11 protein-coding genes and 2 pseudogenes are annotated in these 13,054 nt (G+C 61.6%); all 13 read left to right on the top strand.

Annotation, left to right across the window (positions count from 1 at the left end; genetic code table 11):
• The first annotated feature begins 260 nt into the window (after positions 1 to 260).
• Complete coding sequence (locus AC1DNK_RS09345; RefSeq protein WP_442210093.1) at positions 261 to 590, top strand: STAS domain-containing protein; 330 nt, start codon at positions 261 to 263, stop codon at positions 588 to 590.
• Positions 587 to 955: a response regulator gene (locus AC1DNK_RS09340; RefSeq protein ID WP_112385492.1), complete on the top strand. Its 369-nt coding sequence runs from the start codon at positions 587 to 589 to the stop codon at positions 953 to 955. Before AC1DNK_RS09345 ends, AC1DNK_RS09340 begins: the two co-directional genes overlap by 4 nt.
• A complete protein-coding gene (locus AC1DNK_RS09335) occupies positions 952 to 3,009 on the top strand; it encodes a chemotaxis protein CheA (RefSeq protein ID WP_477940622.1) in 2,058 nt (685 codons plus the stop codon). The genes AC1DNK_RS09340 and AC1DNK_RS09335 overlap by 4 nt, the downstream gene beginning before the upstream one ends.
• Positions 3,006 to 3,509: a chemotaxis protein CheW gene (locus tag AC1DNK_RS09330; RefSeq protein ID WP_112385490.1), complete on the top strand. Its 504-nt coding sequence runs from the start codon at positions 3,006 to 3,008 to the stop codon at positions 3,507 to 3,509. The genes AC1DNK_RS09335 and AC1DNK_RS09330 overlap by 4 nt, the downstream gene beginning before the upstream one ends.
• A gap of 32 nt (positions 3,510 to 3,541) precedes the next feature.
• Complete coding sequence (locus AC1DNK_RS09325) at positions 3,542 to 5,248, top strand: methyl-accepting chemotaxis protein (RefSeq protein ID WP_477940620.1); 1,707 nt, start codon at positions 3,542 to 3,544, stop codon at positions 5,246 to 5,248.
• 264 nt (positions 5,249 to 5,512) lie between these two features.
• Positions 5,513 to 6,064, top strand: a pseudogene (locus AC1DNK_RS09320) (MCP four helix bundle domain-containing protein); the annotation flags it as partial.
• 132 nt (positions 6,065 to 6,196) lie between these two features.
• A pseudogene (locus AC1DNK_RS09315) lies at positions 6,197 to 7,345 on the top strand (methyl-accepting chemotaxis protein); the annotation flags it as partial.
• Positions 7,346 to 7,347: 2 nt separating this feature from the next.
• On the top strand, positions 7,348 to 7,824 hold the full coding sequence (locus AC1DNK_RS09310) for a chemotaxis protein CheW (protein WP_112385487.1): 477 nt from the start codon (positions 7,348 to 7,350) through the stop codon (positions 7,822 to 7,824).
• Positions 7,825 to 7,851: 27 nt separating this feature from the next.
• Complete coding sequence (locus tag AC1DNK_RS09305) at positions 7,852 to 8,706, top strand: CheR family methyltransferase (protein ID WP_112385486.1); 855 nt, start codon at positions 7,852 to 7,854, stop codon at positions 8,704 to 8,706.
• Between the two features lie 12 nt (positions 8,707 to 8,718).
• Positions 8,719 to 9,816: a protein-glutamate methylesterase/protein-glutamine glutaminase gene (locus AC1DNK_RS09300; RefSeq protein ID WP_112518045.1), complete on the top strand. Its 1,098-nt coding sequence runs from the start codon at positions 8,719 to 8,721 to the stop codon at positions 9,814 to 9,816.
• Between the two features lie 185 nt (positions 9,817 to 10,001).
• Positions 10,002 to 10,802 (top strand): inositol monophosphatase family protein, encoded by an 801-nt coding sequence (locus AC1DNK_RS09295; RefSeq protein ID WP_112385484.1) that lies wholly within the window; start codon positions 10,002 to 10,004, stop codon positions 10,800 to 10,802.
• Positions 10,803 to 10,915: 113 nt separating this feature from the next.
• A complete protein-coding gene (locus AC1DNK_RS09290) occupies positions 10,916 to 11,995 on the top strand; it encodes a flagellar motor protein MotA (RefSeq protein WP_477940618.1) in 1,080 nt (359 codons plus the stop codon).
• 3 nt (positions 11,996 to 11,998) lie between these two features.
• A complete protein-coding gene (locus AC1DNK_RS09285; protein WP_112385482.1) occupies positions 11,999 to 13,030 on the top strand; it encodes a peptidoglycan -binding protein in 1,032 nt (343 codons plus the stop codon).
• Positions 13,031 to 13,054: the final 24 nt, after the last annotated feature.

The raw sequence follows: 13,054 nt of genomic DNA, 5'->3' as shown, positions 1-13,054 counted from the left end.
TCGCGTACGTTGTGATTAATGCTGCGTAAAGATTCCAGCGCCCTTTGTCCGCTTTAGCCCTAATATTAAAATAACAGACTGTTTTCATTTTGTTTTTTAAAGAGCGGGAAAGCCATACTACAACTTATCTTAGGTAAAAATTCGGGAGTCCCGACTCGCTCCAATTGCAGATCGGTTACAACCAGAATTTACTCCCCGTTAAGCCTGTCGTGAGAGTCCTTTAAAGGAATACAAGTATTTCTCATGCCGCGAGGGCTGACTTGAACATGGATAATCAACTCCGTGATTCTGTATTATTTCCTGATGTTCTGAGCATCAGAAACGTATCCGATCTGCGTGCGAATATTATTTCGGCGCTCGATAGTAATGAGCGGATTGTATTTGAGATTCCGGCTGGTGCCGAAGCCGACCTGAGCTTCGTGCAGCTGGTTGAATCGGCACGGCGGCAAGCAAAGGCGCTGGGCAAATCCCTGACACTCTCCTCGCCTGTTGGCGAACGTCTTCTCAAGGTTCTCGAACGGGCCGGCTTCGTCGAAGCCTTCACCGCCGAGGACGCGAAGTTCTGGTTGCATAAAGAGGTTACAGCATGAGCGCCAACATCCTGACAGTCGACGATTCCGCCAGCATCCGGCTGACGACCAAGGTCACGCTGACCAATGCAGGCTACGCCGTGACCGAGGCGGTCAACGGTGCGGAGGGTCTTGCCACCGCGCAGACCGCCCAGTTCGATCTGATCGTCACCGATCTGAACATGCCTGTTATGGATGGCCTGACGATGATCGAGGAGCTGCGGAAGCTGCCGAGCCAGGCTGGCGTTCCGATCATCTTCCTGACGACCGAGTCCGACGCCGATCTGAAGGCGCGCGCCAAGGCCGCCGGTGCGACCGGCTGGCTGACCAAGCCGTTCGATCCTGAGAACCTGGTGAAGATCGTCAAGAAGGTCTTAGGCAGATGAGCACGCTCGATCCGGTCGCAGTCTTCCGCATGGAAGCCGCCGAATGCCTGGAGGCAATCGAGGCGGGCCTTCTCGATCTCACCCATCAGCTCGACGACAAGGGTCTCGTCGATGCCGTCTTCCGCGGCCTGCACACGCTCAAGGGTTCGGGCGCGATGTTCGGCTTCGAGGCCCTCGCCGCCTTCACGCATCACTGCGAGACGGCTTTCGACCGGGTCCGCAAGGGCGAAGTACCGGCGACCGCCGAACTGGTGGCAGCGGTACTGGCAGCGCAGGACCACATGCGCGCCCTCGTCGATCAGCCAGATGCCGATCACGGTGATACCGGACAGAAGCTGCTTGCCCTGCTGCAGGCAGCTGTCGGCGGCTCTGCTGCTGTGAAAGAGCCGGCGCCTGCCGTCGCTGCTCCGGCCGCCGCCGCACCAGCACAGCAGAAGAAGCTTAATCACTGGCGCATCCGTTTCAGCCTGCCGTCGAATGCGATGGCCAACGGCACCAATCCACTCGGCCTGCTCGACGAACTGCGCGAACTCGGTGAGTGCACCGTCCGCGCCAATACCGCCGCTATCCCGCTCTTGAACGAGCTGGTCCCGAACGAGCTCTACGTCTCTTGGGAAGTGGTGCTGAAGAGCGAGCAGGATCGTTCGTCGATCGACGATGTCTTCATCTTCGTAATGGATGACATGGAGCTCGAAGTCGTCGATATCGTTGACGCCCCGGCACTTGCTGCCGAGCCCGTGAAGGCCGTCGAACCTGCACCTGCAGCCATTTCCGCACCCGCGACCCTGGCTGCTGCTGCTCCGGCCTTCAAGCCGGTCGAAGCGGTGCCGGCCAAGCGCGATGCGCCGGCTGTTGCCGCCGACAGCCGCCAGGCCAAGGCGCAGGAAAACGTCCGCGTTCCGGCCGAACGTCTCGACGAGCTGATGGACCGCGTTGGCGAGCTTGTCATCGCCCAATCGCGTCTCAGCCAGCTTGCCAGCTCCAGTGCCGATATTGCCTTGCGCTCCGTCTCGGAAGAAATCGAGCGTCTGTCGGGCGAGTTGCGCGACACGATGATGGTGCTGCGCATGGTGCCGGTCGCAACGCTGTTCTCGCGCTTCCGCCGCCTTGTCCACGATCTGGCCCGCGAAACCGGTAAGGTGATCGAGCTGGTCACCGAAGGCGAGAGCACCGAGGTCGACAAGACCGTCATCGAGCGCCTTGCCGATCCGCTGGTGCATCTGGTCCGCAACTCCATCGATCACGGTCTGGAAACGCCTGCCGACCGTCTTGCTGCCGGCAAGAGCGAAACCGGCACGGTGACACTGTCTGCCCGCCAGTCCGGCGGCGAGGTGATCATCTCCATCAAGGACGACGGCCGCGGCATTAACCGGGAACGGGTCCGTGCCAAGGCGGAGTCGTCAGGCCTGATTGCGCCGGGCCAGCCGCTGTCGGATTCCGAACTGCTGCAGCTGATCTTCGCGCCGGGCTTCTCGACGGCCGCGGCGATCACCAATCTTTCCGGCCGCGGCGTCGGCATGGATGTCGTCAAGAAGACGGTCGAGGCGCTGCGCGGCGCCATCGATATCGAAAGCAAGCCGGGCGAAGGCTCGGATGTGTCACTTCGCATTCCGCTGACGCTGGCGATCATCGACGGTCTGCTCGTTCGTGTCGGCTCCGGCCGCTACGTCATTCCGCTGTCGGCGGTCGAGGAATGCCTCGAGCTTTCGCTCGAAGAAGACCTGCGTTCGCGCGGGCGGAGCTTCATCTCGCTGCGCGACAGCCTGGTGCCGTTCCTGCGGCTTCGCGATCTGTTCCGCACTGGCACCAAGCCTGACGTTCACCAGAAGGTGGTGGTCATCTCGACCGGCACCGAGCGTGTCGGCCTCGTTGTCGATCAGATCATCGGCGACCACCAGACGGTCATCAAGTCGATGTCGAAGCTGCATGACGACGTTGCGACCTTCTCGGGCGCAACCATTCTCGGCGACGGCAGCGTCGCCCTCATTCTCGACGTCGGCCATCTGGTAGCCGCCGGTCAGCAACAGGAATCTCAGATGAGGGTGGCAGGATGAGTGCGGTAGCCGAGAGAGTGGATCAGTTCTGGTCCTATGCCGACGAAGTCGAAGTTCTGACATTCGACATGAATGGCGAAACCTTCGCGCTCGAAGCCGTGATGGTCCAGGAAATCCTCGACCTGCTGCCCGAGACCGCCGTTCCCGGCGCTCAGTCCTTCGTGGCCAGCGTCATCAATTTTCGCGGCAAGGTCATCCCGCTTGCCGATCTGCGCCTCGCCTTCGGCATGGAAGCGACCGAAGCGACGATCGACAGCCGCATCATCGTTATTGAAATCGACCTGCACGGCGAGCAGACGCTCGTCGGCCTCAGGACCGACAAGGTGAATGAAGTCACCACGCTCGCAAAGACGGCGAGCGAACCACCGCCGAGTGTCGGCATGCGCTGGCGCGCCGATTACATCAACTGCCTCGTCAAACGGGGAGGGGAATTCATCATCATCCCCAACCTGCAGGCAATCTTTTCCTCCCGGCACGACAGCGCCGGCAACTCACACTGAAACGCCGTTGATATCAGCTAGGGGGCTGGACGATGCGACTGACAATTAAAGCAAAACTGGTGACTGCGTTCACCTTCATCATATTAATGCTCGTGGGTACCGCCGGTTACGGCATCATGAGCCTGGGATCGCTGAACGATACGCTCGGCAACCTGCTTGCCGGTCCGGCAGCTCGTTTGGAGCTGACCCAGAACGTCAACATTGCGCAGCTTGAGACCATTCGTCAGCAGAAGAACCTGCTTGCGGCTTCCGATCCGAAGGAGATGCAGGCGTCGATCGAAAAGGGCAATTCGTCCCGCGAAGATCTGACGAGCGCTCTCAATGACGTCCAGAAGATTGCCGATCCCGAGAACCGCGCCCGCTGGGCAGAGATCGCCGGTATCGCCAAGCGCTTCATCGACGCCGATGACCAGATCCGCCAGATGCTGCAGGCCGGCAACAAGGATGGCGCAACCGCCGTTTCCGTGGGCGATGCCCGTCAGACGGCAAATGCCATCGACGGCGCTCTCGATGAAATGCTGCAGATCGAAAAGCAGAAGATGAGCGATGCCGATGCGAGCGCAGACCTCCAGTACGCCAATACCCGCTTGACGATGATCGCGATTGCCGGTGCTGCATTCCTGATCGCCGCCGTCACCGCGTTCTGGATCGCCAACACCATCAGCAAGGGTCTGACCCGCGCCAATACCGTCGTTCGCGAAGTTGCCGAAGGCGACCTCACCAAGACGGCTGAAATCACCAACCGCGACGAAATCGGCGAACTGCTGGGCAACGTCAACGTGATGATCGAGCGTCTGCGGGGCGTCGTCGCCGATGCGCTGTCGGCTGCCGACAACGTTTCTTCGGGTAGCCAGGAACTGTCGGCTTCTTCCGAGCAGGTCTCGCAGGGCGCGACCGAACAGGCCGCGTCCGCCGAGGAAGCATCTGCCTCGATGGAGCAGATGGCTGCCAACATCAAGCAGAACGCCGACAACGCCGCTCAGACGGAAAAGATTGCCCGCCAGTCTGCCAAGGACGCCGAAGCATCGGGCGAAGCCGTCACCCGCGCTGTCGAAGCGATGCGCACGATCGCCCAGAAGATCGGTATCGTTCAGGAAATCGCCCGCCAGACCGACCTGCTCGCCCTGAACGCCGCTGTCGAAGCAGCCCGTGCAGGCGAACACGGCAAGGGCTTTGCGGTCGTTGCTTCCGAAGTCCGAAAGCTTGCCGAACGCAGCCAGTCTGCTGCCGCCGAAATCAGCTCGATGTCTGGCGATACGGTGAAGGCTGCTGCCGACGCCGGCGAAATGCTCGGCCGCCTGGTGCCGGATATCCGCAAGACGGCCGAACTGGTCTCCGAAATCAGCGCTGCCTGCCGCGAGCAGGATATCGGTGCCTCGCAGATCAATGAAGCGATCCAGCAGCTCGACAAGGTGACCCAGCAGAATGCCGGTGCATCGGAAGAGATGTCGGCAACGTCTGAAGAACTCGCCGCCCAGGCGGAAGAGCTCCAGGCTTCGATCGCCTTCTTCAAGGTCGATACGGCTGGTGCTACCCGCGCCGGTGTCAAGAAGGCTGCTCCGGTCAAGACCACCGCCAAGTTCGTCAAGGCCCCGGCTGCTGCCCGCAAGCCGACCAACGATCACTTCTCTCACGGTCAGTCGGTTTCGAGCCAGCAGGCTCGCGCCAAGGGCTTTGCGCTCGACATGTCGATGGGCGGCCCTGACGCGCATGACGACGACTTCCGCGAAAGCGCCTGAGCGCTGAAGCTTCGATGAGATTGCCGCGGGCCTGATGGGCCCGCGGCAGGGAAATGCCCGGCGTGATGGATGCGCCGGTTTCGACCGGCGATGTCTGCCTGCCGGTCGCCGAAGCCCGGGTGCGTCCTGATTGGCTGCCGGCTCAAGCGACGATGATCTGGAACAAGCGAATGGTCTCGTGATGCGTGCCGCTTACCGCGGCGCGATCCAAACGCCGCGTTGCCGCGGCGGAATAATCAGACAATCTCTAGTGAGGAATGCCCTATGACTGCCAGCCGCAAAAAAGGACTCTTCAGTTCCATCGGCACCAAGATTCTTGCGATCCAGATCTCGTCCAGCATTGCCATTGCCAGCGTCATCGGCGGTGGCGCCTATTACGGCATGAATGCAATGACTGAATCGATGAAGTCGATCTATGACGATCGCGTCGTTCCATTGCAGCAGCTGAAGCTTGTCTCTGACGCCTATGCCGTCAGCATCGTCGATACGACGCACAAGCTGCATGCTGACAAGCTCGACTGGCAGCAGGCCGCGACCAGCATCGAAGGCGCGAAGCGTACGATCTCCGACCAATGGTCGGCCTATCTCTCGACTGAGCTGACGCCGCAGGAAAGCCTGATCGCCGAAAAGGTGAAGAGCGACATGGCCAAGTCCGACACTGGGGTCAGCGAGTTGCAGGATATCCTGAAGTCCCACGACACCGCAAAGCTCGACAGCTTCGTGAAGAACGACCTCTACCCGGCAATCGACCCGACCACTGACGGGATCGGCAAGCTCACCGAGTACCAGCTGGAAGCCGCGAAGGAACTCAGGGAGCAGGGCATCGCGCTGTTCCATTCGCTGATCCAGCTCACCGTCATCAGCGGTCTGCTGATCACGCTGGCTGCAATCGGCGTCGTCATCTTCGTCACCAACGCCATCAAGCGCAACCTTGCCGCCGCCACCGAGCTGGCAAGCGCGGTCGCTCTCGGCGATGTTGCTGCCACGGCCACCGTCAATTCGAATGACGAGGTCAAGGACCTGGTGGACGCGCTGAACACCATGACCGCCAACCTCCGCAACACGGCCGGCATAGCCGACCAGGTCGCCAATGGCGACCTGACGGTCATGCCGAAGGCGCTGTCGGACAAGGATACGCTTGGCATCGCCCTGGAGCGGATGGTCGAACGTCTGCGCGGCGTCGTTGCCGATGCGATCGCGGCTGCAGAGAACGTCTCGGCGGGAAGCCAGGAGCTGTCCTCCAGCTCGGAGCAGGTCTCGCAGGGTGCAACCGAACAGGCTGCCTCGGCTGAAGAAGCCTCCGCGGCCATGGGGGAAATGGCGGCCAACATCAAGCAGAACGCTGACAATGCCGCGCAGACCGAGAAGATCGCCCGCCAGTCGGCAAAGGATGCAGAAATCAGCGGCGAAGCGGTGACCCGCGCCGTCGAAGCGATGCGCACGATCGCCCAGAAGATTGGCATCGTTCAGGAAATCGCCCGCCAGACCGACCTTCTCGCCCTGAACGCCGCTGTGGAAGCCGCCCGTGCAGGTGAGCATGGCAAGGGCTTTGCGGTCGTCGCTTCGGAAGTCCGCAAGCTTGCCGAACGCAGCCAGTCGGCTGCCGCCGAAATCAGCGCCATGTCCGGTGACACGGTCAAGGCCGCCGCCGAAGCCGGCGACATGCTGGGACGTCTGGTGCCGGATATCCGCAAGACCGCCGAACTGGTTTCCGAAATCAGTGCTGCCTGCCGCGAGCAGGATGTCGGCGCCTCGCAGATCAACGAAGCAATCCAGCAGCTCGACAAGGTAACCCAGCAGAATGCCGGCGCATCCGAGCAGATGTCGGCGACCTCCGAGGAACTCGCAACGCAGGCTGAAGAACTGCAGGCCTCGATCGCCTTCTTCCGCGTCGATATGGCGACCGGGCGTCAGCAGAAGGTGTCAGCAGCTCGCATGTCGGTCAGCCGCATCCCGGCTCCGGCCGTTCGCAAGCCGTCCAAGGCTCCGGCTGCCAACAGCATTGCCAGCCAGCAGGCACGCGCAAAGGGCTTTGCCCTTGATATGTCAATGGGCGGTCCCGACGAGGGCGATGCCGAATTCAAGGAAAGCGCATAATCATGGCGACAGCGTCCCAGGAAGCTCAATTCGTGACTTTCAGCCTCGGCGATGAAATCTTCGCCGTCCCGGTGGAAGTGGTCAGGGAAATTCTTGACTACGCGGAAGCGTTCAAGATCCCGAACGGTCCGGACTACCTGCTCGGCCTTCGCGACGTGCGCGGCCAGGGCGTGCCGACCATCGATCTCCGGCTGAAGCTCGGCATGTCGAAGACGCAGCCGACCTCGCATACACGGGTTCTCGTTCTCGACATTCCGATGGAGAGCCGGATGCTGACGCTGGGTCTGGTTGCCGACCGGGTCTTCGAGGTCACGCCCTTCCGGCGGGACCAGATCGAGGCGGCGCCCGATATCGGCGTCCGCTGGCGTTCGGATTACATCGCCGGTGTGGTCCGCCGCGACGATGGTTTCGTGGTGATCGTCGATCTCGCGCGGCTGCTGTCGCGCGAGGATGCCTCGGCATTGCAATCGGCGGCGTAGCGCTGCCGCCTTTGGAGTATTGCGTACATGAGTATGGCAGCAGTGGAAGCCCAATTGCCGGGCGACCGGATCAGCAAGCGTAATTTCGATAAGCTTGCCCGGTTCATCTACGATTATAGTGGCATCAAGATGCCTCCGACGAAACTGACGATGCTCGAGGGCCGCCTGCGCCGCCGCCTTCGGGCTACCCATCACTCCAGTTTCGACGATTACTGCGACTTCCTCTTCGATCATGGCGGCCTCGAGCAGGAAACGGTTTACCTGATCGACGTGGTGACGACCAACAAGACCGACTTCTTCCGCGAGGCCAAGCATTTCGAATATATGCAGCTGACGGCGCTTCCGGCGCTTGTTGCAGGTGGTGCGCGCAAGATCCGCACCTGGAGTTCGGCCTGCTCGACCGGCGCCGAACCGTATACGATGGCGATGGTGCTCTCCGAATTCGTCGAGGAGCGGGCCGGGCTGTCCTACAGCGTGCTGGCCACCGACCTCAGCACCGATGTGCTGCAGACGGCGCGCCGCGGCATCTATCCGCAGGATCTGGTGCAGCCGGTACCTCACGATCTGCAGCGCAAATATGTGATGACCGCCAAGCAGCCGGGCCGCCGTGATGTGCGCATCGCACCGTCGCTGCGCAGCAAGGTCGGCTTTGCGCGCATGAACCTGATGGACGACAAATATCCGGTCGGCGAGCCGATGCAGATCATCTTCTGCCGCAATGTGCTGATCTATTTCGACAAGCCGACGCAGCAGGGTGTGCTGAGCAGGCTCTGCGACTGCCTGGCCGACGGCGGCTACATGTTCATCGGCCATTCGGAATCGATCACCGGATTCGACCTGCCGCTGAAGCAGGTTTCGAACACGGTATTCCAGAAGACGTAAAGCAGGATTGAGATGGGAAAGAAGATTCGCGTCCTCGTCATCGACGATTCCGCCAGTGTTCGCCAGACGCTGGTCCGCATTCTCGAAGAAGACCCCGATATCGAAGTCATGGGCGTGGCGACCGACCCCTTCATGGCCGCCCGCAAGATGCAGGAAGACGTCCCAGATGTCATAACGCTGGATGTGGAAATGCCGCGCATGGATGGCATTACCTTCCTGCGCAAGCTGATGTCGCAGCACCCGATCCCCGTTGTGATGTGCTCGTCGCTGACGGAGACCGGTTCTGAGACGCTGATCCAGGCGCTGGAAGCCGGCGCCGTCGATATCATCCTCAAATCGAAAATCGGCGCTGCCGACAGCCTGGCTGATGATGCGATCCGCATCCGGGAAGTGGTGAAGGGCGCTGCCCATGCCCGTCTGCCGTCGGTGCGGCGTGGTGTCGGCGTGGTGCGTTCGGCATCCGCTGATGGCCCTGCAAAGAAGCTCACGGCTGATGCGATGTTGCCGCCGCCGACCGGCCGCGCCATGGCGAAGACCACGGAGATGGTCGTCTGTGTCGGCGCATCGACAGGCGGAACCGAGGCGCTGCGCGAATTTCTGGAGGCGCTACCCGCCAACGCGCCGGGCATGGTCATCGTCCAGCACATGCCGGAGAAATTCACCGCCGCCTTCGCGAAGCGCCTCAACGGTCTCTGCGAGGTCGAGGTCAAGGAAGCGGCGGATGGTGATGCGGTATTGCGCGGCCATGTGCTGATCGCGCCCGGCGACCGGCATATGCTGCTCGAACGCCAGGGCGCGCGCTATCATGTGTCGGTGAAGACCGGCCCGCTGGTTTCCCGCCACCGCCCGTCTGTCGATGTCCTGTTCCGCTCGGCGGCGCGGTCTGCTGGCTCCAACGCCATGGGCATCATCATGACCGGCATGGGCGACGACGGCGCGCGCGGCATGCTCGAGATGCATCAGGCCGGCGCCTATACCGTGGCGCAGGATGAGGCGAGCTGCGTGGTCTTCGGCATGCCCAAGGAAGCGATCGCCAAGGGCGGCGTCAGCCGGGTGTTGCCGCTCGATCAGATCGCCCGCGAAGTGCTGCTGACACAGCAGAAGTTTTAAAGAAACCGGCGGCGTTGGCCGCCGGTTTTCGTCTGGCGACGAGGGTCGGCGTCGTCTCCCCTTGAAATTTCCCCGATTTTGTGGTCTTGAGGCCGCCAATCTTATAAAGCGCTGCCTTTTCCGGCGATCAGGGACACTTCCCGCCCTGACAGCGACCCCGTACCAGTTCCAAGGAAATTGCCAACATGGCCCGTTCTGCTCTTCTCAATGTCATGGTTCAGGCTGCCATCAAGGCAGGCAAGTCGCTGGGGCGTGATTTCGGGGAAGTTCAGAACCTGCAGGTTTCCGTCAAGGGTCCGGGCGATTTCGTGTCCAATGCCGATCGCAAGGCCGAGAAGATCGTCAAGGAAGAGCTGCTGAAGGCGCGTCCGACCTATGGCTTCCTCGGCGAGGAAAGCGAAGAGATCAAGGGCACGGACGGCGCGCATCGCTGGATCGTCGATCCGCTCGATGGCACGACGAACTTTCTGCACGGCATTCCGATGTTTGCCGTCTCGATCGCGCTGGAGCGCAATGGCGAGATCGTTGCGGGTGTCGTCTTCAACCCGGCGACCGACGAACTCTACACCGCCGAGCGCGGCGGTGGCGCGTTCCTCAACGATCGCCGCCTGCGCGTCGGCGCCCGCCGCGTGCTGTCCGATGCCGTCATCGCCTGTGGCGTTCCGCATCTCGGCCGCGGCAATCACGGCAAATTCCTCGTCGAGCTGCGCCATGTGATGGGCGAAGTCGCCGGTATCCGCCGTATGGGTGCAGCGTCTCTGGATCTCGCCTACGTGGCCGCCGGCCGCTTCGATGGCTTCTGGGAAGACCGCCTTTCCCCGTGGGATATCGCGGCCGGCATCCTGCTGATCCGCGAAGCCGGCGGTTACGCAACCGACTGGAACGGCGGCGCTGACGTCGTCGAAGGCGGCGCGGTGGTAGCGGGCAACGAGTACATTCACAAGGCACTCACCGAAACCATCAAGCGCCCTATCCCTTCGAAGTAATTCCTCATCAAAACCGGCTGTTGTAAACACACGGTTTTCTGTCGCGGCATACTTCAATTCGGCACAATGTTGCTCTAGTCTCGCAGTGCAAGCAATGCGGAGGCTGCGAGACCATGGAAAACGTGAATGCGGCGGAGTTCGGCTCGACCGAAAAACCGAGCGGTACCTATACGCACAAACTCTCCAGCCCGATGTCCTTCCTGTGGACGATGGTCCTCTTTCTGGTGATCGTCGGCTTCATTTCTGCGATCCTTTTCAGGCAGACGCAAACTGCCTTCATGCATAATCCGGGCCTCAACGGCCTGATCCTCGGCGTGCTCGCTGTCGGCATCATTCTGGTTTTCAGCCATGTGCTGGCGCTCAGGCCCGAGGTGCGCTGGTTCAACTCGTTCCGTGCCGCCGGCAGCGCCGACAAAGTGAATCGCAATCCGAAGCTGCTCGCGCCGATGCGGGCGCTGATCGGCAGCCGCAAATCGACGGCGACACTGTCGACGACGGCGCTGCGTTCGATCCTGGATTCGATTGCCACCCGTCTTGATGAATCCCGCGATACGTCCCGCTATCTCATCGGCCTGCTGGTCTTCCTCGGTCTGCTCGGGACCTTCTGGGGCCTTATCGGCACGATCGGTTCGATCAGCAATGTCATTCAATCTCTCGACGCAGGCACCAATGGCTCCGGCGATGTGCTGGCGACGCTCAAGGAAGGTCTTTCGACGCCGCTTTCGGGCATGGGCCAGGCCTTCTCGTCTTCGCTGCTCGGTCTTTCCGGCTCGCTGATCCTCGGCTTCCTTGATCTGCAGGCCGGCCGCGCGCAGAACCGCTTCTACATGGAGCTGGAAAACTGGCTGTCGTCGGTCACCGACGTTGGTTCGGACATGCCGGTTCCAATGATCGATGCCGCAGGCGGCTCTTCGGAAGATGTGCGTTCGCTCTCAGAATATCTGAAGAAGGTTTCGGAAGACGGCGGTGCCGGCAATCAGCGTTCCGTTGCCGCCATGGCGAGCCTCGCGGAAGGTATCCAGGGCTTGGTCAAGAACATGCGAAACGAGCAGCAGATGTTGCGCGACTGGATCGAGGCGCAGCAGGACGAGGCCAAGGCGATGCGCCGCACGCTCGACCGGCTAGCCGAGCGGATCGGGGCGCAGGAGCGTGGCTATCGCAGTAATCAGACAGAGAAGAGCGAGGGCAAGTAAGCCATGGCTCTCGCCAGGAACCGCCGCCGCGAGCGTACGGTCGATTATTGGCCGGGTTTTGTCGATGCGCTGTCGACGCTGCTGATTTCCATCATGTTCCTGCTGACGGTCTTCGTCGTCGGCCAGTTCATCCTCAGCCGCGAAATCAGCGGCCGTGACGAGGTGTTGACGCGCCTCAACAGCCAGATCAACGAGCTCACCCAGCTGCTTGCGCTCGAAAAGGGTAGCAAGCAGGATCTGGAAGATTCCGTCGCCAACCTGCAGGCCTCGCTTGCCGGCGCCGAGAGCGAGCGTTCGCGGCTGCAGGCGCTTCTCGATGCCGGCTCCGGCGGGCAGGACGTCGCGCAGCAGCGTATCGGGGGGCTGACGAAAGAACTCGACGAGCAGAAGCAGGTCAGCGAGCGGGCGATGAGCCAGGTCGAGCTGCTCAACCAGCAGATCGCTGCACTCCGCAGCCAGATCGCTGCCGTCGAAGTGGCGTTGCAGGCATCCGAGCAGAAGGATCAGACCTCGCAGACGAAGATCGCAGATCTCGGGCGGCGGCTGAACGTGGCTCTGGCGCAGCGCGTGCAGGAGCTGAACCGCTACCGCTCCGATTTCTTCGGCCGCCTGCGCGAAATCCTGTCCGATCGCGAAAACATCCGCATCGTCGGCGACCGCTTCGTGTTCCAGTCGGAAGTGCTGTTCCCATCGGGAAGCTCGGATCTCAATCCTGACGGCACGGCCGAAATGGGCAAGCTTGCCGCTGCTCTTCTCGATCTCGCCAAGGAAATCCCGCCTGAAATCAACTGGGTGCTGCGTGTCGATGGACACACCGACAACGTGGCGCTGTCAGGCACGGGGCGCTACCGCGACAACTGGGAGCTCTCCTCGGCGCGCGCCATCTCGGTGGTCAAATATCTGATCTCGCAGGGCGTCCCGGCAGATAGATTGGTGGCCGCAGGCTTTGGCGAATTCCAGCCGATCGCACCCGGCGATACGCCGGAAGCGCGAGCGACGAACCGCCGTATCGAGCTCAAGCTCACTGAGAAATAAGCTGGGGGCGGCATCTGGCCGCCC

It is taken from the genome of Rhizobium sp. 01N424, from assembly GCF_056399485.1.
Note: the sequence above shows the minus strand (reverse complement) of the source record. Positions and strands in the feature narration are given on the sequence as shown.

Bases quoted from the DNA above. Each gene is read 5' to 3' on its own strand.
- AC1DNK_RS09325 (WP_477940620.1), top strand. From the start codon at position 3,542: ATGCGACTGACAATTAAAGCAAAACTGGTGACTGCGTTCACCTTCATC.
- AC1DNK_RS09305 (WP_112385486.1), top strand. From the start codon at position 7,852: ATGAGTATGGCAGCAGTGGAAGCCCAATTGCCGGGCGACCGGATCAGC.
- AC1DNK_RS09290 (WP_477940618.1), top strand. From the start codon at position 10,916: ATGGAAAACGTGAATGCGGCGGAGTTCGGCTCGACCGAAAAACCGAGC.
- AC1DNK_RS09295 (WP_112385484.1), top strand. From the start codon at position 10,002: ATGGCCCGTTCTGCTCTTCTCAATGTCATGGTTCAGGCTGCCATCAAG.
- AC1DNK_RS09340 (WP_112385492.1), top strand. From the start codon at position 587: ATGAGCGCCAACATCCTGACAGTCGACGATTCCGCCAGCATCCGGCTG.
- AC1DNK_RS09310 (WP_112385487.1), top strand. From the start codon at position 7,348: ATGGCGACAGCGTCCCAGGAAGCTCAATTCGTGACTTTCAGCCTCGGC.
- AC1DNK_RS09300 (WP_112518045.1), top strand. From the start codon at position 8,719: ATGGGAAAGAAGATTCGCGTCCTCGTCATCGACGATTCCGCCAGTGTT.
- AC1DNK_RS09285 (WP_112385482.1), top strand. From the start codon at position 11,999: ATGGCTCTCGCCAGGAACCGCCGCCGCGAGCGTACGGTCGATTATTGG.
- AC1DNK_RS09330 (WP_112385490.1), top strand. From the start codon at position 3,006: ATGAGTGCGGTAGCCGAGAGAGTGGATCAGTTCTGGTCCTATGCCGAC.
- AC1DNK_RS09335 (WP_477940622.1), top strand. From the start codon at position 952: ATGAGCACGCTCGATCCGGTCGCAGTCTTCCGCATGGAAGCCGCCGAA.